This window comes from Flavobacterium sp. FlaQc-52 (assembly GCF_044007495.1).
Lineage (GTDB): Bacteria > Bacteroidota > Bacteroidia > Flavobacteriales > Flavobacteriaceae > Flavobacterium > Flavobacterium cupriresistens.
Genome location: NZ_JBIPCV010000003.1, coordinates 323,248 through 345,584, shown reverse-complemented (window position 1 = coordinate 345,584; position 22,337 = coordinate 323,248). Strand labels below are relative to the sequence as shown.

19 protein-coding genes are annotated in these 22,337 nt (G+C 34.5%); 11 read left to right on the top strand and 8 right to left on the bottom strand.

Translation table 11 applies throughout. The features are described 5' to 3' along the window. Nucleotide 1 precedes the first annotated feature (1 nt). The 6 genes from ACHRV5_RS08040 (at nt 2) to ACHRV5_RS08015 (ending at nt 7,271) form a co-directional block, all read left to right on the top strand. A complete protein-coding gene (locus tag ACHRV5_RS08040) occupies nt 2–994 on the top strand; it encodes an alpha/beta hydrolase (RefSeq protein ID WP_395426394.1) in 993 nt (330 codons plus the stop codon). Nucleotides 995–1,001: 7 nt separating this feature from the next. Then, entirely contained in the window at nt 1,002–1,673 is a 672-nt protein-coding gene (locus ACHRV5_RS08035; RefSeq protein WP_395426393.1) for a hypothetical protein, read from the top strand. Between the two features lie 206 nt (nt 1,674–1,879). Then, on the top strand, nt 1,880–3,676 hold the full coding sequence (lepA, locus tag ACHRV5_RS08030) for a translation elongation factor 4 (RefSeq protein WP_047776631.1): 1,797 nt from the start codon (nt 1,880–1,882) through the stop codon (nt 3,674–3,676). 262 nt (nt 3,677–3,938) lie between these two features. Next, on the top strand, nt 3,939–4,553 hold the full coding sequence (locus tag ACHRV5_RS08025; RefSeq protein ID WP_047776629.1) for an outer membrane beta-barrel protein: 615 nt from the start codon (nt 3,939–3,941) through the stop codon (nt 4,551–4,553). Nucleotides 4,554–4,684: 131 nt separating this feature from the next. Further along, nucleotides 4,685–6,130 (top strand): hypothetical protein, encoded by a 1,446-nt coding sequence (locus ACHRV5_RS08020; protein ID WP_395426392.1) that lies wholly within the window; start codon nt 4,685–4,687, stop codon nt 6,128–6,130. 178 nt (nt 6,131–6,308) lie between these two features. Beyond that, nucleotides 6,309–7,271, top strand: coding sequence for a helix-turn-helix transcriptional regulator (locus tag ACHRV5_RS08015; protein ID WP_395426391.1), 963 nt, complete (start codon nt 6,309–6,311; stop codon nt 7,269–7,271). Nucleotides 7,272–7,353: 82 nt separating this feature from the next. Here ACHRV5_RS08015 and ACHRV5_RS08010 read toward each other — a convergent pair whose 3' ends face one another. Beyond that, entirely contained in the window at nt 7,354–7,851 is a 498-nt protein-coding gene (locus ACHRV5_RS08010; protein WP_230003813.1) for a DinB family protein, read from the bottom strand. Between the two features lie 59 nt (nt 7,852–7,910). After that, nucleotides 7,911–8,390 carry a DinB family protein gene (locus tag ACHRV5_RS08005; protein WP_047776624.1) on the bottom strand — a complete coding sequence of 160 codons (480 nt, stop codon included), beginning with the start codon at nt 8,388–8,390 and terminating at the stop codon, nt 7,911–7,913. Between the two features lie 194 nt (nt 8,391–8,584). Between ACHRV5_RS08005 and thiL the strand changes: the two genes are divergently transcribed. After that, complete coding sequence (gene thiL, locus ACHRV5_RS08000; RefSeq protein ID WP_395426390.1) at nt 8,585–9,631, top strand: thiamine-phosphate kinase; 1,047 nt, start codon at nt 8,585–8,587, stop codon at nt 9,629–9,631. Nucleotides 9,632–9,693: 62 nt separating this feature from the next. Here the strand turns inward: thiL and ACHRV5_RS07995 are convergent, their stop codons facing one another. From ACHRV5_RS07995 to ACHRV5_RS07975, 5 genes are all read right to left on the bottom strand, one after another. Then, on the bottom strand, nt 9,694–10,392 hold the full coding sequence (locus tag ACHRV5_RS07995) for a response regulator transcription factor (RefSeq protein ID WP_395426389.1): 699 nt from the start codon (nt 10,390–10,392) through the stop codon (nt 9,694–9,696). Next, a complete protein-coding gene (locus ACHRV5_RS07990; RefSeq protein WP_395426388.1) occupies nt 10,389–12,440 on the bottom strand; it encodes an ATP-binding protein in 2,052 nt (683 codons plus the stop codon). The genes ACHRV5_RS07995 and ACHRV5_RS07990 overlap by 4 nt, the downstream gene beginning before the upstream one ends. Nucleotides 12,441–12,535: 95 nt before the next feature. Beyond that, a complete protein-coding gene (locus ACHRV5_RS07985) occupies nt 12,536–12,787 on the bottom strand; it encodes a hypothetical protein (RefSeq protein ID WP_047776618.1) in 252 nt (83 codons plus the stop codon). Nucleotides 12,788–12,961: 174 nt separating this feature from the next. Further along, a complete protein-coding gene (locus ACHRV5_RS07980; RefSeq protein WP_395426387.1) occupies nt 12,962–13,771 on the bottom strand; it encodes a LytR/AlgR family response regulator transcription factor in 810 nt (269 codons plus the stop codon). 200 nt (nt 13,772–13,971) lie between these two features. After that, nucleotides 13,972–15,513 carry a glycine--tRNA ligase gene (locus ACHRV5_RS07975; protein WP_395426386.1) on the bottom strand — a complete coding sequence of 514 codons (1,542 nt, stop codon included), beginning with the start codon at nt 15,511–15,513 and terminating at the stop codon, nt 13,972–13,974. Between the two features lie 161 nt (nt 15,514–15,674). Between ACHRV5_RS07975 and ACHRV5_RS07970 the strand changes: the two genes are divergently transcribed. Continuing rightward, entirely contained in the window at nt 15,675–16,292 is a 618-nt protein-coding gene (locus ACHRV5_RS07970; protein WP_395426484.1) for a ComF family protein, read from the top strand. Nucleotides 16,293–16,502: 210 nt separating this feature from the next. On the opposite strand, the gene ACHRV5_RS07965 is transcribed toward ACHRV5_RS07970, so the two are convergent. Further along, on the bottom strand, nt 16,503–19,262 hold the full coding sequence (locus ACHRV5_RS07965; protein ID WP_395426385.1) for a reprolysin-like metallopeptidase: 2,760 nt from the start codon (nt 19,260–19,262) through the stop codon (nt 16,503–16,505). Between the two features lie 225 nt (nt 19,263–19,487). Here ACHRV5_RS07965 and ACHRV5_RS07960 point away from each other — a divergent pair, with 225 nt between their 5' ends. The 3 genes from ACHRV5_RS07960 to bioB all read left to right on the top strand — a co-directional run bounded on the left by ACHRV5_RS07960 (nt 19,488) and on the right by bioB (nt 22,234). Continuing rightward, nucleotides 19,488–20,420, top strand: a complete 933-nt coding sequence (locus ACHRV5_RS07960) for a bifunctional riboflavin kinase/FAD synthetase (protein ID WP_047776610.1) — start codon at nt 19,488–19,490, stop codon at nt 20,418–20,420. 116 nt (nt 20,421–20,536) lie between these two features. Next, entirely contained in the window at nt 20,537–20,974 is a 438-nt protein-coding gene (locus ACHRV5_RS07955) for a hypothetical protein (protein WP_047776608.1), read from the top strand. Between the two features lie 171 nt (nt 20,975–21,145). Beyond that, nucleotides 21,146–22,234, top strand: a complete 1,089-nt coding sequence (bioB, locus tag ACHRV5_RS07950; protein ID WP_047776607.1) for a biotin synthase BioB — start codon at nt 21,146–21,148, stop codon at nt 22,232–22,234. The last annotated feature ends 103 nt before the right edge of the window (nt 22,235–22,337 follow it).

Below are 22,337 nucleotides of genomic sequence, written 5' to 3'. Positions count from 1 at the left end.
CATGAAAAGTACCGTAATTTATTCCCTCACATTAGCCGTTTCTCTTTTTCTTTTTTTAGGCTGCGAACAGGAGAATTATATTAATGACCCCGGAAATCTGGTTCCAAAAACCGTTGATCAGAACCCCACTCTTCCCTCCATTTTTGTTAATGGAACACAGTTACACGCCGAGACTTTTGGAAATCCCAACGATCCGATTCTTATTTTTTTACACGGCGGACCCGGCTCAGACTACAGAAATGGTCTTAACACCAAACAACTTGCCGACGATGGTTATTATGTAGTATTCTATGACCAAAGAGGTTCCGGATTATCGAAAAGACATGATAAAAAAAGCTATTCTATACAGTTGGTTTTAGATGATCTTACTGCCGTTATTAAATATTACCGAACCAGTCCTGATCAGAAAATTTTCTTATTCGGACATTCGTGGGGCGCGATGCTTGCCACGGCTTATGTAAATTCTTATCCCGATCGGATCGATGGTGTAATACTGGCGGAACCAGGCGGACTTACTAAAAAACTACTGGATGATTATGGCGAAATGAGTCGAAAAATGGATTTGTTTTCTGAAGCAACAAACAATTTATTTTACCTCGATCAGTTCTTATCCGGCAAAGAAAACCAACACGAAATACTCGATTACAAATTCGGTATTTCCACCAGTTTTTCATACGCCAAAGGCAATAAAGAAGGCATTCCCGGCCCATCACCCTTTTGGCGAATCGGAACTACTGTTTTAGAAAGTTTTTCAGATATTTCTGAAAATGATGGTTTTGATTTCACTAAAAATCTCAAACAATACCAGCCTCCAGTGCTGTTTTTATACGGAGAACTTAATCCATCTTACGGTTTTGGTTTTGCGCAAAAAGAAGCTACTTTCTTTAATACCGCAACCGTATCCGAAGTAAAAGATACGGGTCATGAGATGATCTACTTTAAATGGGAAAAGGTACATCCTTTAGTATTGAATTATTTAAACGCTTTAAACTAGTCACAAAATGAGAATGACACAACTAATTATTGCAATACTGCTCTGGCTTTTGAGTTTTACGACAACGCTTGCCCAAACCATTAACTGGAAAAATCTAAAAAAAGAAGAAAAACATCTCCTAAATGCGACTGTCGGATGGGAACATGGTCTGGTTTATGGAGTTGCATATGGCTATAAACTTAAAACCAAACTACCTATTGTTGTTGACGCTTCGTTTTCTATTCCATCAGGCGAAACTGTTTTTGATGATTTCAAAACCAAAATTGGCGGACAAATCAATGTGTATCAAATCAATAATTTTCATTTTAATGCTTCTTTGCATGGTATTTATCGCCGTTATGAAAATCCTCTGGTAACATTGCAGAATTTTGGTGCTGATGCAACTGTCATTATCGGTTATTACAAACCTAAATGGTTTACCGCAATAGAATTGGGTTTTGACAAAGCGATCGTCACCCATTTTAAACATACCGAAATATATCGGGAAGTATATCCGGCTGTAAAAGACGGCTGGTACGAACCGTCAACGGGAGGAAATGCGAATTACGGAATACAAGGCGGCTATTCTTTTCATCGAAACGACATCACTTTAAGACTAGGAAAAGTGATATCTCAGGATTTTAAAACGGAACCCATGGTCCCTTTTTATATACAATTCGGTTATAATTACAAACTTTAGTATCATTTTTAATTGCAAACCCGACAGGTTTTAAAAACCTGTCGAGTTTAGTTATTAGTATAAATTCAACTATCAAACGACAACGATTCCAGAATCCAAAACTTTGCGCTATCTTTGCGCTTTAATAACATGCTCTAAGGCAATTGCTCTGGCGCAGATTTTAAACAAAAATTACTTAAACTCGTTTAGAGAATTGACATATTAAAATGAAGAAGATACGTAACTTTTGCATTATTGCACACATTGACCACGGTAAAAGTACATTGGCAGACCGCTTACTTGGCGCCACACAAACGGTAACAGCTCGTGAAGAAAAAGCACAATTGCTTGACAACATGGACTTGGAGCGTGAGCGTGGAATCACCATTAAGAGTCACGCTATTCAGATGGAATACACCTATAAAGGAGAAGAATATATTTTAAATTTAATTGACACTCCCGGTCACGTTGACTTTTCTTATGAAGTTTCCCGATCTATTGCAGCCTGCGAAGGAGCACTTTTGATTGTGGATGCTGCACAAAGTATTCAGGCACAAACGATTTCAAACTTATATTTAGCTTTAGAAAACGACCTGGAAATTATTCCGGTTTTGAATAAAGTAGATTTACCAAGTGCTAACCCTGAAGAAGTTAGTGATGATATTATTGATTTGCTAGGTTGTAAATTAGAAGATATTATTCATGCTTCAGGAAAAACGGGCTTTGGTGTTGAAAACATTTTGGCAGCTATTATCGAAAAGATTCCGGCTCCAAAAGGAAATGTTGATGAACCGTTACAAGCATTGATTTTTGATTCACACTACAATCCGTTTCGTGGAATTGAAGTAATCTTCAGAGTTGTAAATGGTGAAATCAGAAAAGGGCAAAAAATTAAATTCATGGCTACAGGCAATGAATATTTTGCTGATGAAGTAGGAACTTTAAAACTAAATCAGGTTCCAAAAAGTGTTATTTCTACCGGTGATGTTGGTTATTTAATTTCAGGAATTAAAGAAGCCAAAGAAGTAAAAGTTGGTGACACACTAACGGATGCTAAAACACCAACTACTAATATGATTACAGGATTTGAGGATGTAAAACCAATGGTTTTCGCCGGAATCTATCCTGTTGATACTGAAGATTATGAAGATTTGCGTTCTTCTATGGAGAAACTGCAATTGAATGATGCTTCATTAGTATTTACTCCTGAAAGTTCTGCCGCTTTAGGATTTGGTTTCCGTTGTGGATTCTTAGGAATGCTTCACATGGAAATTATCCAGGAACGTTTAGAGCGTGAGTTTGATATGACTGTAATTACTACAGTACCTAACGTTTCGTATTTGGCTTACACCAAAAAAGATCCGGAAACTCCTTTCGTTGTAAACAATCCATCGGATTTACCGGAACCATCTAAATTGGATCGCGTTGAAGAGCCGTTTATTAAAGCTACTATCATTACAAAAGCTGATTTCGTAGGAAACGTAATGAGTTTATGTATCGAAAAACGTGGTGCAATCACCAATCAGACGTATTTGACAACAGAACGTGTTGAATTGAATTTTGATATGCCTTTGGCTGAAATTGTATTCGATTTTTACGATCGTTTAAAAACCGTTTCTAAAGGGTATGCTTCTTTTGATTACTCTCCAATCGGAATGAGAACTTCTAAATTAGTAAAACTGGATGTTCTTTTAAATGCACAAACTGTTGATGCTCTTTCTGCATTGATCCACGAAGACAACGCTTACAATATCGGTAAAAAAATGACCGAGAAATTACGCGAATTAATCCCAAGACAACAATTTGACATTCCGATTCAAGCCGCAATTGGAGCTAAAATTATTGCTCGTGAGACCATTAAAGCGCTTCGTAAAGACGTTACCGCAAAATGTTATGGTGGAGATATTTCACGTAAACGTAAATTACTTGAAAAACAGAAAAAAGGTAAAAAACGTATGAGACAAGTAGGAAACGTTGAGATTCCTCAAGAAGCTTTTATGGCTGTTTTGAAATTGAACGACTAGTTTTTTTTAGATAATAGAATAAAGAGAATAGAATATAGATAAAACCTGATAGCGAAAGTTGTCAGGTTTTTTTTGTTTTAAATGGCTAATTATCAGTTCCTATATGCAAACGAATAACTGCTGCAATTCCCAAATACATATCGTACGAAAAAACTCATAAATCATTACGCTCAACACTCAAAAAGCTGATTATCAGTGATTTTAAGTAATATGTTGGAGGAAAAAAGCTACTTTTAGTATTAGTAACTAAAAAATTAATAACATGAAAACGAGAATCACACTTATTTTAGCGCTATTTACTTTTTATTTTGCGAATGCTCAACAGGATCAGGTTGATTCAGAAATGAATTCAGCGAAAGGCATCACCTTTAAACATGGCGATATGTTTATTGAAGGCTCCATACAAATTACCACAGGCGGAGATCAGGATTATTATGCTCTAAATCCCAAATTCGGATACTTACTGAATGACAAATTTGCCGTTGGAGGGCAAGTAAACTTTTCCAGTAACAAATTCGAATCAACAGGAATCAAAACGAATGTTTTTGGAATAGGTGGTTTTGCCAGATACTACTTCTTAGAACTAGATAAAAAACGGTTTAAAGCTTATGGCGAAGCCGGTTTGGGTTATGGCAGAAACAAAGTAGAGTCTCCAACAGGTTCAAATGACAGCAATAGTCTTACCGCTAATATTAACATTGGTTTGAACTATTTTCTAACTAAAAACATCGCGGTAACTTTCACACTGGCAAATCTTTTATCCTACAACACCGTTTCTCCGGAAAACGGACCTAGTTCGGATACATTTCAATTAAACATCAATTTATTCGAGAACATTTTTGATCAACCAAAATTTGGAGTGCTTTACAGATTCTAAATGATTTGATTACAATCCCAAAAGAAAGCACTCACTCTTTCGAAAATACAAAGACCAAATAATAAACCTCTAAACCTGATAGCGAAAGTTGTCAGGTTTTTTTGTTTAAATTTGTTTAATAACAAAATCGGATGGAAGAAAAAAAAACAAAAGCAATACCATATAGCTACAAAAAAGTTTCATGTTGGGATGATTATTTAAAATCAATTAAACAATTTAATACACAAATTATCATTGACTTTCCCATTATCATAAATCCAAATAATTCTAAAGAGTATGGAGATATTTTAAAATTCAAGAATTGTATTTTTAATCACGATATAAAAATTGAACGCGTTCAAAATCCTCTTCTAGAAATCAATTTTACTAACTGTAGATTCAAAAATACTGTAAATATTAATTGTAATAAGTTAAAGAGACTTGATCTAATATGGTATCAGTATTCAGATAAATTGATTTCAGAAAATTATTGTTCTATCAATTCTTGCTTTACAAAAAGTATGAGTATTTCAAGTAATGAATTTCAAATGTTTTGTAAAATTGAAGGATTAAATCAGACGGAAGATGCTACTTTTAATTTTATTGCAAATGTCTTTCTAAAAGAATCTCGAGAGATTTATCCCAACTCAGAAACTGAATATACAATCTGTACAATTAAAAATTCTAAAATAAACAATGGTTCTTTTAATGGAAATACATATTATTTACCATTTGACTTTTCTAATAATTCTCTAAAATATAATTCGCATTACAAAGGACATACTTTTAAAGGAAATAAATTTCAAAAAGCTTATTTTTCAAAAACAGATTTTGGTCAAAAAGTAGATTTTTTTGATTGCGATTTCGATGGAACAACTCTTTTTGATGGAATAAAAGATATTACAACTTCTAAATTACATTTCCGAAGCTGCAAATTTAAAGGATTTACCCATTTTGGCTCATCAGAAATTAATACGTTATCATTTGAATATACTCTTTTTGAGCGAAACGTCTCTTTTAATAATGCAAACTTTAATCTTTTAAAATTTCATGAAATGAGATTTGAAAAAGGAGCTTTTTTCGATAACATAAACAAAAACAATAGCCAAGTAATTGAAAATTGGAATAGAACGACACTTAGAGAAATAAAACGTGAATTGGCAAATTCTCATAATCAAATAGATTATTTACGATTCAAATCATACGAATTAAACGCTTATAAAAATGAAGTTGACACAAACAAAATAAGTTGGAAAGATTCTTTAATTTTATATTTCAATAAAGAATCAAATAATTTTGGATTAGACTGGACAAAAGGAATTACTTTTATTTTCCGATGGAGCTTTCTCTTTTATGTTCTATATATTTTATCATATTCAGCGTTTGCAGAAGACATTAATTGTATTCCTAAAATTGATAATTTCTTAGTTAATTATCTAAAATTCATCAATCCTTTTTCTTTTCTAAAATTACCTATTGAAGATTCAGAAAACTACTCTTTATCTTTTTCATTTTTCCTATTAGGCAAAATATTTGTTTCTTACGGCATTTATCAAATGGTCCAAGCATTTAGAAAATTTGGAGTAAATGGAGGTTAAATTATTCATTTTTGATTAAAAAAATTGCTATTTTTCACACTTCAAGAAATCCTGAAATATGGAAAAACCGAAATAAATAATAAGAACCAGGTAGCGAAAGTTTTGGGTTTTCTGTTTTTGAACTGTATCTTTGAGTCTTAGAACCTCAGCAGCTCAGAACCTTAGAACCTTCAAAAAAATGCTCGACGAAACTCCAAAACGATTTGACCGTATTGTTGCCATACTGATTCAATTGCAATCTAAAAAAATTGTAAAAGCACAGGAATTGGCGGATCGTTTTGATTGTAGTCTTCGAACCATTTACCGCGACATTAGAACTCTGGAAGCATCGGGAGTACCGATCTACAGTGAGGCTGGAGTTGGTTATGCGTTAATGGACGGTTACAGACTACCTCCCGTTATGTTTACACGTGAAGAAGTCAGCAGTTTTATCGCTGCCGAAAAACTAATGCAGAAATTTACCGATCCTTCTCTTGGTAGTCATTATGCCTCGGCGATGTATAAGTTAAAATCGGTTTTGAGAAGTACAGACAAGGATTGGCTTTCGAACATCGAATCAAAAATTCTGATGCATACCGCACAGCCTTTATTTAATGACAATTCTCCTAATACGCTAGCGCCACTGTTTGAGAGTATTGCCGAAAAAAAACAAATTCTGTTATCATACAAAACAGTAGAATCTGAAGAAGCAAGCGATAGAAATATAGAACCCGTAGGTATTTTTCATGAAAATAATAATTGGTACTTTCTGGGATATTGCCATTTACGAAAGGATTATCGCCAGTTTAGAACAGATCGAATTCAGGGAATTAAAAAGACAGAGCTCAAATTCACGATCGAACATGGTCCTTTAGAAACTTATTTAACAAAAAAAGAGCACTCCAATACCACAACAAAAATCCGCATTCTCGTTTCAAAAAAAGTTGTCGGTCACCTTCGACATGAACAAAAATACCATGGTTACGTTTCTGAAAAAGAAGTCGACGGACAAATCGAAATGACGTTTATGTCCCGTGATATAGAAAATGGTTTTGCGCGTTGGTATTTGATGTTCGGGGATTATGCCAAAATACTGGAACCGGAACTACTAAAAACAACCCTATTGGAATTACTGGAAATTAATAAAAAAAGACTTTTATAAAAAAACTCCTCAAAAGCATAGGTGCCTGAGGAGTTTTTTGTTCGTTTTTTGAAAATGAATCAACTATAATCTTCTATAATAACTACTGCGCTTTTACAACATTGTAAAAATTATAATCTGTATTTGTTGCATCTGTGATCCCAATATTTCGTCCCATAGTTACAATTTGCCCTCTGTGATACGTGCCATGATTGACCACTTGCAACAAATAATCGCTAATTGGTAATTCGCATTGGAACCAAGGGTTCTCGATTTTAACTTTTTTCAATAATTGTTCTTCAGATAACGACTTAATAAATTCAGCCAACTGGGTTGATCTGTTTAGCAATCCTTTGAATATTTCCTCCGTGATCAACTCCTGATTTTCTCTTTTATCAAATTCAGCAGTTTCGGCTATAACGGAATACCAATACTCTTCGGTTGCCCAAATGTGGTTAAGTGTTTTACTAATACTTGAAAAACTTGACGGAACTTCCTTTTGAAGTAATTCATCCGATTTTGTAGAAAGCCAGTTTACAAATTGTTGATTTACCCACAAATTGTATTCCGCATAATTGGTTATTATATTTTTAAAGCTCATAACATATTGCCGTTTTACTTATTAACTATTTGAACTAAAGAAAGATAAGAATTATTCTTTTATCTTTCCCAGAAAAACGGAGGTTCAATTCCTAAAGCTCTAAGATAAACGTATCCTTGTCCGCGATGATGTACTTCGTTATCAATAAAATACAAAACATTGTGAATAATCGGGAATTCGTACTGACCAAAAAGATTAAACGTGTCATTAAAATCTTCAATAGTCAGTTCTTGCCAATATTTATCAATTTCAGCGGTAGCCTCATCCCATTTTTCAAGATATTGCGCTTTAAAAATCAATTTTTCTTCTGGTTCACTATAAGGCGAAACTTCTCTGTTTACAATTCCTTTTAGAGCCGGAACTGCAATAGACAAAAGTTCATCTGTTAATTTCGCGAAGGTTCTCATTCCTCCTATTGAAAATTCGAAGAAATCTTTTTCAGGAAAAGCTTCGATTACGTGACGTGTCAATGCACGATGTCCTTGCCAGTGTTTCAACAAATCTTCCGGAGTAATAACTTGAGCTGCTAATGTTTTCATGATTTTAAAGTTTTAATTATTTAGTACTTCAAAAGTAAAACGGGCTGGTGACAACAGTTTGTCAGCAGGAAAATAAAATTTATTCTTTTTTGTAATTTTTTATTATTTATCACCTTTTATCGCCGATATGCCGTCAAAATAAATCTAAATAAAACCTGTACCTTTGCAGCTTAAAAACATTGGAACATAGAAAAATGATAGAAGATAAAAATCCGCAACGTACCAGTATAGCGCAATTAGGTGAATTTGGTTTAATTGAACATTTAACCAAGAACTTCGATGTTATACAGGAATCTACTTTAAAGAGTATTGGTGATGATGCCGCAGTTCTTGATTTTAAAGACAAAAAAGTAGTGGTCTCTACCGATTTACTAATTGAAGGAGTTCATTTTGATTTGGCTTATATGCCCTTAAAACATTTAGGATACAAAGCAGTCGTTGTAAATGTATCTGACATTTGTGCCATGAACGCCAAAGCAACTCAAATAACGGTTTCTGTGGCTGTTTCTAACCGTTTCCCTCTGGAAGCCTTAGAAGAATTATTTGAAGGGATTACACACGCTGCAAAAGAATATAAAGTAGATGTTATTGGTGGAGACACCACCTCATCGCAAAAAGGACTAATTATTAGCATTACTGCCATTGGTGAAGCTAATGAGGATGAAATCGTTTATAGAAACGGAGCGAAACAAACCGACCTGTTAGTGGTAACCGGTGACATTGGTGCGGCTTATATGGGATTACAGGTTTTAGAAAGAGAAAAACAGGTTTTTCAGGTGAATCCAAACAGTCAGCCTGATTTAGACGCGTACTCTTATTTAATCGAACGCCAGTTAAAACCTGAAGCACGAAAAGACGTTCGTACGCTATTACACGCCCTTGAAATCAAACCAACTTCTATGATTGATATTTCTGACGGATTATCTTCAGAAATTATTCATTTATGCAAACAATCTAAAGTGGGTTGTAATCTGTACGAAGACAAACTACCATTAGATCCACAATTTATTAATGTTTGTGAAGAATTTAATATTGACAGTACAACCGTTGCAATTAATGGTGGTGAAGATTATGAATTATTATTTACCATTGACATCAATGATTTTGAAAAAATAAAAGGGAATCCGAATTTTTCTATCATCGGCCATATGGCTGAAGAAAGTGAAGGAATTCATTTGGTAACCCGTGCCAATACTAAAATTGCTTTAAAAGCCCGCGGTTGGGATGCTTTAAGCGAATAGATAAAAGCTTTTTAAACAGAAAACGACATCCAAAAGATGTCGTTTTTTATTTGCTTTCGTTTCTAAAAAAGCGATTTACTTTTGGCTTCTTTTACCAAATCGTCATCTGATCCGGATTTTATTTTAAGAAGCTCTTTTAGATTCGTTCTTCGTTTTTCTATGGCATTTATAGAAATCGGAATGTATTGTGGCATGTCTGTTACCGAAGTTCCTTTTGATAAATGAAATAAAATTTGCTTGTCGAATTCATCAATTTCAATCGAATTATGAGGCGACTGATTCAGCATTTTTTGTACCGACTGACTGTAATACTTTTCATTTTTCATCACTCTGTCAAATGCAAACAGCAATTCATCAAAAGTAAGATCGTTTTTAATAATCAGACCATTGGGGTTTATGGTTCTGATAATCGTCTTAATTTTCAACAATTCCGTATACATTGTTAGCAAAACAATCTTGCAATGCGGCATTTTCTTTGCGATTAATCTTGCCAGATCTTCGCCCGAAAAAATATCTTTTTCTTCATACGGCGGCATACTAATATCTAAAAACGCAACATCAAAATTTGGCGTTGTACTATTTTCTATCAAATCATATCCTGATCTGCAATCATGAGCCTGTGCAATAATAAACTCATATTGTTTGGTATTGTAACGCGTTATCGCATTTTTGTATCCTTCAATAATAAAAGGATGATCATCAACAATTAAAATATTTTGTTTACTTAATTGTGAAATTGTAGTGTTTGGGTCAACTGTCATTTCTTTTGTAGGTTAATTTTTTGATCGATGGGTATTTTTACCAAAAGCAGCGTGCCTTCTCCTTTGGCAGATTTTATGGTTACGGTTCCCTTACATTCTGCAGCTCTGTATTCGATGTTGTGCAATCCGATTCCGTTTTTGGTTCTTTTTACATTAAATCCAATTCCATCATCAAAAACAGCTACGGCCAGATGGTTTATCTCGCTTTTAAATTCAACTGTAATGGTTTCTGCCTGCGCATACTTATTACAGTTCTGAAGCGCTTCCTGGATAATCCGGTACAGATTAATTTTTACAGCATTACTAACCAGTTCCCATTTGATTTGGGAATCAAAAGCAGTAACCAACTTAGAAGGGTAGGTCTGTTGTTGATTTTCAAACAACTTGTTCAAAATCAAGACAAAATTATTAATTAATTCGGATTTTTCTCTATTTAAATCATGCGAAATTTCCCGTATATCTTCCTCGATATTTTTAAGTTCTGCCAGATATTTTTTTCTTTTTAAACACGCATCGGCTTCCTCTATCTTATCCAGACTATCCAGACTTATCCTAACACCAAACATTCTTCCCAAAACACCGTCATGTAACTCCTGAGCCACTTTTTTCTTTTCCTTGATGCGAGTCATTTCAATATCATTTTGCTGTGAAATCATCAAATTATAGATGTCTTCATTTGCAATTTGCTGTTGCTGTTTAAAAAGTAACTCCCTGTTTTTGGCTTTTTGGGTTTTATAAACATAAAAAACCAAACCAATCAACGTACAGATGCTAAAAACATAAACTAAGGTTTTAATTTTCTCCTGAAGATTCGAGTTTTGGTCTTTTATTTCATTGGTCTCATACTCAATTCTGGAGAACTTCTCTCCCATTTTTCGTTCCGCCTTCAACATTCGGTCGTTCAATCGGATATATTCTTTAGTATAAACAGAAGCATTTTTAGGATCCACTACTTCTATTTGTTTCAACGCTTCGAGAATATCTCTGATTTTTTTTAAACTACGCGACAAAACCAGTGCTTGTTTAGAATATTGAATTGCTCTAAAAGTGTCTTTGTTAAAAGCATAATATTCAGACAAATGTATTTTACTCAACACAACGCCTGATTTTAACCCAATACTGTCTCTAATTTTTAATGCTTTAAAAAACTGTCCCGGAAGCCCTTCCGATTCTTGCAATTTAAATTTAGAATACGCCAGATTATCTAATATAATGGTATACAATATGGTATTCTCCCTGAATAAATTTTTCTCTTCAAGACCTTTTATAAAATATACTTTTGCTTTACTATAATTACGCATTCTTAAATTGACAAACCCAATATTATTCAATGAGGTTGCTTTTAACTGAAAGTCCGCAGGAATTGATTTATCTGCAAGAATGCGTAATGCATTCTGATGGAATTCAAGCGCTTTTCGATACTCTTCCCTTTCATTATATAAGATGCCAAGCAAGTTATTACAATCATAAAGCAGGTCGTTCACATTTTTTTGTTGCTTTAAAATCCGAAGTGCTTTAAAAATGTTGATCTCACTTTCAAAATAATCACCTTCATTGTACTGAAGTGTTGCTTTGCTTAAAAAAGTCTTGGCCAAATTATAGTGATCGTTAATTTTAAGATACACCTTTTCTGCTCTGAAATAATTCAAAAAGGCACTGTCTGTAACAGCATGTACCGTATAATAATCTCCTAGATAACTATATGCTTTAGCCATATTAAGCGAATCCCGCGAGCTCCTTGACCGATCTAAAATTAGTTCTGTGGTTTCAAGATAAGAAACCCAGTCGCTCATGTTATAATATCGATTGGCAATTTTAAAAAGATTAACTTTATTAAGCGAATCATTTTTCTGATTTATAACAATAGCGAAAGCCTTCTTATTGTACCCTTGTTTGTAGTTAAAAGGCAGGTTGATATCATTTGCCAATGATAAATAAGTGGCAAGACTATCTTCTGATAAATTGACATTTTTATCGCTTTTGTTTTTCTTGGTACAGCCAAAAAAAACAATACAGAGAAGGAATAATATTAAGTAATTATTTTTCAATAGTGTCTTTGAATTTCATCAAAAATACTAAAACTATAGGCTAAAAAAAAGGCTGCCAAAAAATTGACAGCCTTCTCTTGTATTTTTATTTTTTTTTAATCCAATTTCACATTCGCACGTGTTGACTGGTTATCTGTAGTAAAACTCCCGGATTGATTCGCATTTACATTCATTTGCATTTCATGTCCGTTAACATCACTCTTACGCCTTCCCATTGAAGTACCGTCTATTGGGTTGATAATGTTTACATCTGTATCGGCTGCATTGTTTACTTCGTCCGGAGTAGTAAAAGAAGTTACTACCATTACTAAAGATAATAATCCGATTGTTAGAGCTGCTTTTTTCATGATCTTGATTTTTTTAGTTTATGTTTTTTATTTGGGGCATGTGATTCTTAGAAAAGAACCACGGTGTAAAACTAAGCCCGGAACCAAAAAAAAATTGCACAAAAAAATTAGTTTGTGGTGAAACATACCCAATTGATAGTAAACAGATACCAAATCAACGTAAACACTTAATTTTTAGACCTCTAAATAATTCCCTATACTAAAATCCGAGATTATTAAATCAACATTTGATTTGTATGTTTTTGAGAAAGGAATCTTTTTTGCCGTGTTTTTTATGTAACAAACTGAGTTTCCGCTATGAATGCGTGCCACATAATTCCGATTAACGATATAACTGTTGTGAATTCGGAAAAAAGGATAGGATAAAACATTCTCAAAATGTTTAAGCGTTTTAAAAGCCGTTATCATTTCACCTGTATTAAGGTAGATGTCTGTTGAATTATTATCAGCCTGAAAATAGATGATATCTACTGCATTGAGATAACGATAATCACCATATGACTTTATACAAATAACAAGCGGTTTCTCGCAGTCCTTAGCGGGAGCGCAAACCGGAGCAACCGGAGCAGAGCTATCATCTCTTGTACGGACTAATTCTGTCACCAAAGTGGTTTTATTCAATTTTAAAATAAGCTTCTGCAGGTCAATTTCCAAAACCGGTTTCAGTACATAATCAAAAACACCGTATTGAATTGCTTCATAAGCCCACTCTGTTCTTGAAGTGGTAATAATTATTTTAGGAATAATCGATAAATACCGGTACAATTCATTAATAAAATAGAGCGATAGATTACTTGAAGGGTCTTTAGGATCAATTTCTAAAAAGACAAGAGCGGGTTTGTGTTGCAAAATCAGATTTAATCCCTGTTGGTAATTCACAGCTGATCCCACAAAAGTTAAGTCCGAAAAGCCAGCTGCAACAGTTCTGGTTTTCAAAATACTTTCAGTGTCATCATCAATAATAATATACGAATACTTTTTCAATATCGGAATGTCTTGATTCTATCTACAATTAAAGCTACGAATTACAAACGCATAAACATTTCATTGTTAACACATTACCAACAAATGTTAAAACATAAAGACAAAATACCAATATGTCCGATGAAATATAAGGTCTAAATTAAAAAAAATCCCAAATTCCTGATGTGGAATTTGGGATTTTTATATTTCTATTTGAAAAATTACATCTTCATTAACCAGTTTTTCATTGAAACTTCGTTCTCAATGATGGCTCTTAATTCAGAAATTTTAACACGATCTTGTTTCATGGTATCTCTATGACGAATCGTAACCGTTTCATCTTCGATAGTCTGATGATCTACTGTAATACAAAACGGAGTTCCTAAAGCATCTTGTCTTCTGTAACGACGCCCTACTGCATCTTTCTCGTCATACGCTACATTGAAATCCCATTTTAAATCTTCGATGATTTTTTTAGAAATTTCAGGTAAGCCGTCTTTTTTTACCAATGGTAAAACGGCTGCTTTTGTTGGCGCTAAAACTGCCGGTAATTTTAGAACCGTTCTTGTAGAACCATCTTCTAAAGTTTCTTCTTGCAATGAAGTTCCAAAAACCGCCAGGAACATACGATCTAAACCAACTGAAGTTTCTACTACGTATGGCACGTAGTTCTCATTCAATTCAGAATCAAAATATTGTAATTTTCTTCCTGAGAATTTTTCGTGCGCTTTTAAATCAAAGTCTGTACGAGAGTGAATTCCTTCTAATTCTTTAAATCCGAAAGGGAAATTAAATTCTATATCAGCCGCCGCATTAGCGTAGTGTGCTAATTTTTCATGATCGTGAAAACGGTAATTCTCTTTTCCTAATCCTAAAGATAAATGCCAGTTCAAACGTGTTGTTTTCCAGTGTTCGTACCATTGCATTTCTTCACCCGGACGTACAAAAAATTGCATTTCCATTTGTTCAAATTCACGCATACGGAAAATAAATTGTCTTGCTACAATTTCATTTCTAAAGGCTTTTCCCGTTTGAGCAATTCCAAAAGGAACCTTCATACGACCAGATTTTTGCACATTGGCAAAATTCACGAAAATACCCTGAGCCGTTTCCGGACGCAAATATAAATCCATTGCAGATTCTGCAGAAGCTCCCAATTTAGTACCGAACATTAGGTTAAATTGCTTTACATCTGTCCAGTTTCTGGAACCTGTTTCAGGATCAGCGATTTCCAATTCTTCGATTAAAGCTTTTACATCTTCCAGGTCACCATTGCCCAAAGAACGTCCAAGTCTTTCACGAATTTCTTTTTCTTTTGCAAGATATTCAACCACTCGTGCATTAGTCGTAATAAATTCTTCTTCATTAAAAGCATCTCCAAAACGAGCTTTTGCTTTTTCGATTTCTTTTTTGGCTTTCAGATTAATCTTTTCAGCATGATCTTCAACCAAAACGTCTGCTCTGTATCTTTTTTTCGAATCTTTATTGTCAATTAACGGATCATTGAAGGCATCAACGTGGCCTGAAGCTTTCCAGGTCGTAGGGTGCATTAATATTGCAGCATCTAAGCCGACAATATTTTCATTCATCTGAACCATTGATTTCCACCAATATTCACGAATATTCTTTTTTAACTCGACGCCATTTTGTGCATAATCATATACTGCACTCAATCCATCGTATACTTCGCTTGACGGAAAAATAAATCCGTACTCTTTTGCGTGCGAAACCACATTCTTAAATAAATCTTCTTGTTTTGCCATAGTGATGCAAAAATATAAAAAGTACCATTAAAAAAAAGAAAAATAATAAAGTTTGAAGGATTGATTTCGTTATTTTTGTAACTAAATTCTTTCTATTTGTGTTTAATTATATTATTGACCTGTTTTTTCCTAAAGTTTGCTCCGGATGTCACAGCGTTTTAATGACTTATGAATCTGTTTTGTGCACCAAATGCCGTCATGAACTACCGCTTACGCAATATCATTTAGATCCTGAAAATGAAGCGGTCAAGAAGTTTTACGGAAAAATTGCTATCGAGCATGCTTCCGCTTTTCTATATTTCAATAAAAAAGGGATCGTTCAGGAACTCATTCACAATCTAAAATACAAGGCACAAGAAGAAATTGGAACTGTTTTAGGGCATTGGTACGCCGAAGATCTGAAGAAACTACAACTAGAAACACCTTTTCATGCTCTGATCCCGGTTCCGCTTCACAAACGAAAATTTAAAGAAAGAGGTTATAATCAGGTCACAACTTTTGGAAAAGCCTTGGCCGAAAGTTTAGACACTCCATATGACGATACTATTTTATACCGTAAAACATACACTAAAACACAATCCAAAAAGAATCTTTCCGGACGTTCAGAGAATATCGAAAATATATTTGATGTACATTTTTCAGAAGAACACCATTATAAACACTTTTTAATTGTTGATGATGTTCTTACTACAGGAGCGACACTGGAGGCTTGTTCCCGGGCCTTATTAAAAATTCCGGGCGCAAAAATCAGCATTGTCTGTATGGCAATCGCACACTAAAAAACCAAGTTTGATTATTAAACTACTTATTTTCAAGCATTCCTATTTTTCGCAAGGTCTTTTTTTGACCTTGTAGGTATCTTAATTTATGTCTTACCCCTACAAGCTCAAAAAAAGACCTTGTACGAAATAAAAAAACAGATTAAATACGGACCAATAATGATTTAAATTTCGAATAGTAGTCCCGTTTAGGTTAAAAGGATTCTTACCTTAATTGATTACTATTTTCTTAACGGTTTTTCGGTTACCATCAATAACACTTACCAGATAAATCCCTGAAGACACATTTGCAAGTTGAATGTTTTGATTAAAAATAGCCGATCCTGCAAAAAAGTTTGAATAAACAGTTCTTCCCAAAATATCATTTACAAAAACGTTAATTCCTGAACCTGATTCCGATAAAAATTGAATCGTAAAACTACCTTTATTTGGATTTGGATAAAGAACAAAATCAATAGGTGCCTCAACCTTGTCCGTTCCTAAAGTAAATTTTTGAGTCTTAATTGTAATCGATGCAGCATTTATGGTTCCTGTTTCTCCGACATCAATATCGCGAACCATTAAAGTCCAGTCTCCGTAAGGACTCTCTTTATTGAATGCACTTAATTTACCTACAGGAACAACGATTTGCAAGGTGTTTGCTCCGCAAGAAAGGGCAGCACCTGTATCATCATATTTTAAAGACAAGGTGTTTGAAGTACTGCCACAACCACCATCAAACAATGGAACTATCGTCCCTTTTGGACTCTTTATACTTATCTGAACATCGGATAAAAAAGAGTGCGTAAAATTAATATTCAAATCTACATCAAGAATTTCAGCTGCATCAGCAGTAGTCACTGTTTTTTTAGCAGCACTGTCAGCATCGTTTAATCCTGCCGTAATCGTATTTTTCCCTGTAGGAGCAGACACCGTAATTATTCTTGTAGTATATACCAAATCGTTATCCGGAATTACAATTGGCGCAGCAAAAGTGTACGTATTTGTATTTGCAACAGTGTTGTATCCTACTGCAAACTGTTTACTATTTACAGCATAATAAATATTAGCAGTTGGCTCGATCAATAACCTGCAGGCGGTAGCCTTAAGATCAGCGGGAACAGTAATGGTTTCCGAACCGTCATTTGGTGTATTTGATACTAAGGTTATTGGAAATGTCAATCCCCCATCTGTAGAAAGTTTGATATTAACATTGGAAGAACCCGCTAAAGTATTTGTATTATTAACCGTCCAGGTTATCGTTTGCAGACTTCCATTGATCCAACCGATATTGTCTGTATTTTGCGACGAAATTGCAAAGGGACCTGCGTTAGCATTCACAACAACAACCATCGCGTCCGTATTAGTCTGTCCTGTGCCTTGAGCAGCATTGTCACGCCCCGTTAAAGTAAAATTCAAGGTTCTTGCTATAGAAGAAATGGATTCCCAAGTAGATGTTAACTTATTGTTCAACACATCATTTTGCTGAGGCATATATCTAATTGGTGACGTCACCGGTAAAAAAGAACGAAACAAAGGTCCATCCGGTTTAGTCGGATAAGCTATACTGGTCTCTCCAGCTGTAATGCTTGCAACATCATTTTCCTCCCAACAATACGTTACTGTATCTCCATCCGGATCTGAACCTGTTCCTTTTAGAATAAAGGCGGTTTCTTTTGGTATAGTATAATCTGGACCCGCACTTATCGTTGGTGGATTGTTGATTAAAGGTAAACTCACTGCACAATTCGCAGTTGAAAGCACATTCTGAATTTGCAAAATACTAACATAGGCAAAATAATCGTCTGATCTGTTTTGCACATCGTAACCTTTAGAAATCCCGGCATATCCCATAATTGTAGAACCGCTACCGGGCTCTACATTAACATTTGTTCTCTGACTGCCATCAAACGAAAAAGTGTGTTCGGCTCCTAACTGGTGTCCAAATTCGTGAACCACAAAATCAATATCAAAAGTATCTCCTTGAGGTTTTTTATTTGAAGGCGAAGTATAAGCACTCCCTTTTCCTAATGGCTCAGAGCTTGTAGGATTCGTACAAATACAACCTACACAACCAGCATTTCCTCCTCCGCCCGAAGCACCAAATAAATGTCCGATATCATAACCGTCATTACCAATAACATTGGTTAACGTAGTTTGAATTTCCTGGTTCCAAGCTCCTTCAGCACCTACATCAGCAACTGAATAAGGATCCGTATTCGCATCCGTATAAATAAGGACATCATTATTCGCAATCAAAATTACTTTAATGGCGAGATCTCTGTTAAAAACACCATTAACTCTTGTTAAAGTAGCATTCATACCTGCTAATGCACCTTGTTTTGTCCCTCCAAAAAAAGTGGTATACTCTCCCGTACATGACAGAGCCAATCGCAATGTTTTGAAAACTTTATTATTTGAACTGCTCTTTCCAGTACTAGACTTATTAGCTGTTTTTTTATTAGCTGTAGATTCTTTCGTAGAGCAAATCAGAGTTGATTTTGAAAGACTATTTTTTGAAGCAAAAGCAACATATTGCGTTTTATTATCCGGGTTCTTTTCTACAAACTCGGGATTTTTTTCTGCGCGTAGTACCATAGATTGTACTCCGTCCGGAGAAACACTAAAATGAATTTTTGCCGATTTATCATCGATCCCATTACCTTCATAAGCTCTAATGTCCGGATATTTTGCCTGTAATTCAGGATCAAAATTCGATGACTCCCAAACAGAGAATCGCTCTAAAACTCCGTTCGAATTTGGAAAAGTAATTTCAGTAGTAGTACTTTTTGCTTTTTTATCGGTGGTAGCGGACAGCTTTGTCTTCAGAAAATCTGAGTTTAATTTGAAATACATTTTTTCTGAATCATCAGCCGTTACTTTTCTACCAAGATTAGAAGCTGAACTTACTTTTTGCCATAAAACATCGCTTTGCGCATTGATTTCGGCACTAGAAAAAAGAATCATTATAAAAAGTAGTAGTTTTTTCATAAATTCAAAAGTATTTTTTAAACATCAAAGATAAGCTAATTAAATTAAAATTTCGCTTCCATACGTGTAGTGAATTCCTACATTAATAAAGTGATTTTCCCTTTTTTATCTATGACTCTTGCTCTTTTCACAAAAAGACACTCAATTTCATTAAAAAAATCAATTGAGCTGAGTATCAAATTTAAAATAGATAGTATAAATTTGCAGCATCTTAAATAATTTGCTTTGAAGCTTTTTCATTCTATAAACGATTTTCGGTCAACCAAGAAAACTATTTTAACTCTTGGCACCTTTGATGGTGTGCATATTGGTCATAAAAAAATTCTGGAACGAATTACTCAAAACACCGAAAATGGAAAATACGAAAGTTTAGTGCTTACTTTTTTTCCGCATCCAAGAATGGTACTGCAGGAAAAATCGGAAATAAAACTATTGAATACCATTGCTGAAAAGACAAAACTCCTGGAGCAAACCGGAATTGAAAATCTGGTAATACACCCGTTTGACGAAAGTTTCTCCAGATTAACTGCCGAAGAATTCGTGCATTCTATTTTAGTAGATCAATTTCATATTCAAAAAATAATCATTGGCCACGATCATCGCTTTGGCAGAAACCGAACGGCCAATATTGATGATCTGATTGCATTTGGAAAAGAATATGGTTTTGAAGTGGAACAAATTACGGCACAGGAAATTCAGGATGTTTCGGTAAGTTCAACCAAAATCAGAAAAGCTTTAGACGAAGGTCATGTCACTTTGGCCAACGAATATTTAGGTTATAATTACTTTTTAAGTGGTGAAGTTGTAAAAGGAAAACAGCTCGGAAGAACAATCGGATTCCCCACTGCCAACATCCATATTAAGGAAGATTATAAAAAAATCCCGAAAAATGGTGTTTATGTCGTTCAGACAACATTCCATAATGGAAGAATCGTTTTTGGAATGATGAATATCGGTTTTAACCCCACTGTAAACGGGGACAAACAAACCATAGAAGTACATCTTTTTGATTTTGATGCTGATATTTACGGTAAAAAAATAGAAATTTCTTTGCTAACTTATCTTCGCGAAGAACAGAAATTCGGCTCTGTTGACTTACTCAAAGAGCAGCTCAATCAGGATAAAACAAATGCTTTAGCTTTTATCAATCAGCTTTAGAAACTCCTGTTATACTTTTTATCGTTTTTAAATCATCGTAGTTATTTTTTTAGTAAATTTGATATACAACTCTGTTTGTCAATCGCTTACTATTAACTTCTTTAAAAATAACCATTATGAAATTACCTAAAGAAATAACCAACGGTTTTTTGATATTCCTTGGAATTGGCGTTTATTTTTTATTGATGAATGTATTAGGTTTAGCCCATTTATTCTATTTACGAACCTTAAATGTGTTTTTTATATTTTATGGCGTAAATAAAACCATGCGAATGAACCTTCACGAAGGAGAAACCAACTTTGTTTCGAATGCCGTTTCTGCGATGGCAACTTCTGTCGTTGGTGTCGCAATGAGCGTTTTCGGGCTGTTAGTTTATAGTTATGCAAGAGGTGGAGATGCCTATGTTAAAACATTATCAGAGACTTTTATGTTTGGAGGAAATCCCTCAGTACCAACTTACTGTATCTGTTTATTGTTTGAAGGGATCGCATCATCGGTAATCGTCACTTTAATGATGATGTTATACTGGAATAACAAGTATGTAGCCGATTAATTTTTCAAAGTAAAACAAACATTTTAGCACTCTAAAATCATAAAAAAATATAATTCTATGATTTTAGAGTGTTTCTTTTTTGAAAATGCCTATCAAATATTCATTTACAGAACACATCATTGGTTGATTAGAACAATTTAACTACTTTTGGAGCATCAAAAAAATGTATCAATGAGCATTACGAAACACAACTGGACAAAAGACGAAATAATCGCAATATATAATAAACCTATGATGGACTTGCTGTATGAAGCAGCAACACTTCATAGACAAAACCATGATCCAAACGTAGTACAGGTATCTACACTGTTATCTATTAAAACAGGAGGATGCCCTGAAGATTGTGGTTATTGCCCACAAGCTGCGCGTTATAACACCGGAGTTGAAGGAAACGACTTAATGAGTGTAAGTCAGGTAAAAGCTCAGGCTTTGCGTGCTAAATCAAGCGGATCATCTCGTGTTTGTATGGGAGCTGCCTGGAGAAACGTAAAAGACGGAGCAGAATTTGATCAGGTATTAGAAATGGTTCGTACCATCAATAAACTAGACATGGAAGTTTGTTGTACTTTGGGTATGATCACCGAAAATCAGGCACAACGACTGGCAGAAGCTGGTTTATATGCTTACAATCACAATTTAGATACTTCTGAAGAATATTATAAAGATGTTATTTCAACCCGTGGTTTTGAAGACCGTTTAGAAACGATCGAAAATGTTCGTAAAACCAATGTTACGGTTTGTAGCGGAGGTATTATTGGAATGGGTGAAAGTATTGAAGACAGAGCAGGAATGCTAGTAGCGCTTTCTACCTTAAATCCACAACCGGAATCTGTACCAATTAATGCTTTGGTTGCAGTTGAAGGAACACCAATGGAAGATGAAAAACCAGTTGAAATCTGGGAAATGATTCGTATGGTTGCTACAACAAGAATTGTAATGCCGGATACACAGGTTCGTTTGTCTGCAGGAAGAACCAATATGAGTCGCGAAGGACAGGCAATGTGCTTTTTTGCCGGAGCAAATTCTATTTTTGCCGGAGATAAATTGCTTACTACACCAAACCCTGATGTTCACGAAGACATGAAAATGTTCGAATTATTAGGATTGAATCCACAAAAACCTTTTACAAAAGTTTCACAACCCAAAACGGTTGAAGCAGCTGATTCTCAATTTGTCCCACTGGGTGAAAAACCAAAATGGTCAAGACCGGGGCATAGCATTGAAAGAAATCTTGAAGCTTCAGGTAAAGCAAAAGTTTAATAAAAAGATTTTATAAATCTCAAATACTATTTTAAATTGCTTTTGGCTTAACGTCAAAAGCAATTTTTTTATTTAGGAAAATGAGAAGGAAAAATCTCGAAAT

Bases quoted from the DNA above. Each gene is read 5' to 3' on its own strand.
- ACHRV5_RS08040 (WP_395426394.1), top strand. From the start codon at position 2: ATGAAAAGTACCGTAATTTATTCCCTCACATTAGCCGTTTCTCTTTTT.
- ACHRV5_RS08035 (WP_395426393.1), top strand. From the start codon at position 1,002: ATGAGAATGACACAACTAATTATTGCAATACTGCTCTGGCTTTTGAGT.
- lepA (WP_047776631.1), top strand. From the start codon at position 1,880: ATGAAGAAGATACGTAACTTTTGCATTATTGCACACATTGACCACGGT.
- ACHRV5_RS08025 (WP_047776629.1), top strand. From the start codon at position 3,939: ATGAAAACGAGAATCACACTTATTTTAGCGCTATTTACTTTTTATTTT.
- ACHRV5_RS08020 (WP_395426392.1), top strand. From the start codon at position 4,685: ATGGAAGAAAAAAAAACAAAAGCAATACCATATAGCTACAAAAAAGTT.
- ACHRV5_RS08015 (WP_395426391.1), top strand. From the start codon at position 6,309: ATGCTCGACGAAACTCCAAAACGATTTGACCGTATTGTTGCCATACTG.
- ACHRV5_RS08010 (WP_230003813.1), bottom strand. From the start codon at position 7,851: ATGAGCTTTAAAAATATAATAACCAATTATGCGGAATACAATTTGTGG.
- ACHRV5_RS08005 (WP_047776624.1), bottom strand. From the start codon at position 8,390: ATGAAAACATTAGCAGCTCAAGTTATTACTCCGGAAGATTTGTTGAAA.
- thiL (WP_395426390.1), top strand. From the start codon at position 8,585: ATGATAGAAGATAAAAATCCGCAACGTACCAGTATAGCGCAATTAGGT.
- ACHRV5_RS07995 (WP_395426389.1), bottom strand. From the start codon at position 10,392: ATGACAGTTGACCCAAACACTACAATTTCACAATTAAGTAAACAAAAT.
- ACHRV5_RS07985 (WP_047776618.1), bottom strand. From the start codon at position 12,787: ATGAAAAAAGCAGCTCTAACAATCGGATTATTATCTTTAGTAATGGTA.
- ACHRV5_RS07975 (WP_395426386.1), bottom strand. From the start codon at position 15,513: ATGGCAAAACAAGAAGATTTATTTAAGAATGTGGTTTCGCACGCAAAA.
- ACHRV5_RS07970 (WP_395426484.1), top strand. From the start codon at position 15,675: ATGACTTATGAATCTGTTTTGTGCACCAAATGCCGTCATGAACTACCG.
- ACHRV5_RS07965 (WP_395426385.1), bottom strand. From the start codon at position 19,262: ATGAAAAAACTACTACTTTTTATAATGATTCTTTTTTCTAGTGCCGAA.
- ACHRV5_RS07955 (WP_047776608.1), top strand. From the start codon at position 20,537: ATGAAATTACCTAAAGAAATAACCAACGGTTTTTTGATATTCCTTGGA.
- bioB (WP_047776607.1), top strand. From the start codon at position 21,146: ATGAGCATTACGAAACACAACTGGACAAAAGACGAAATAATCGCAATA.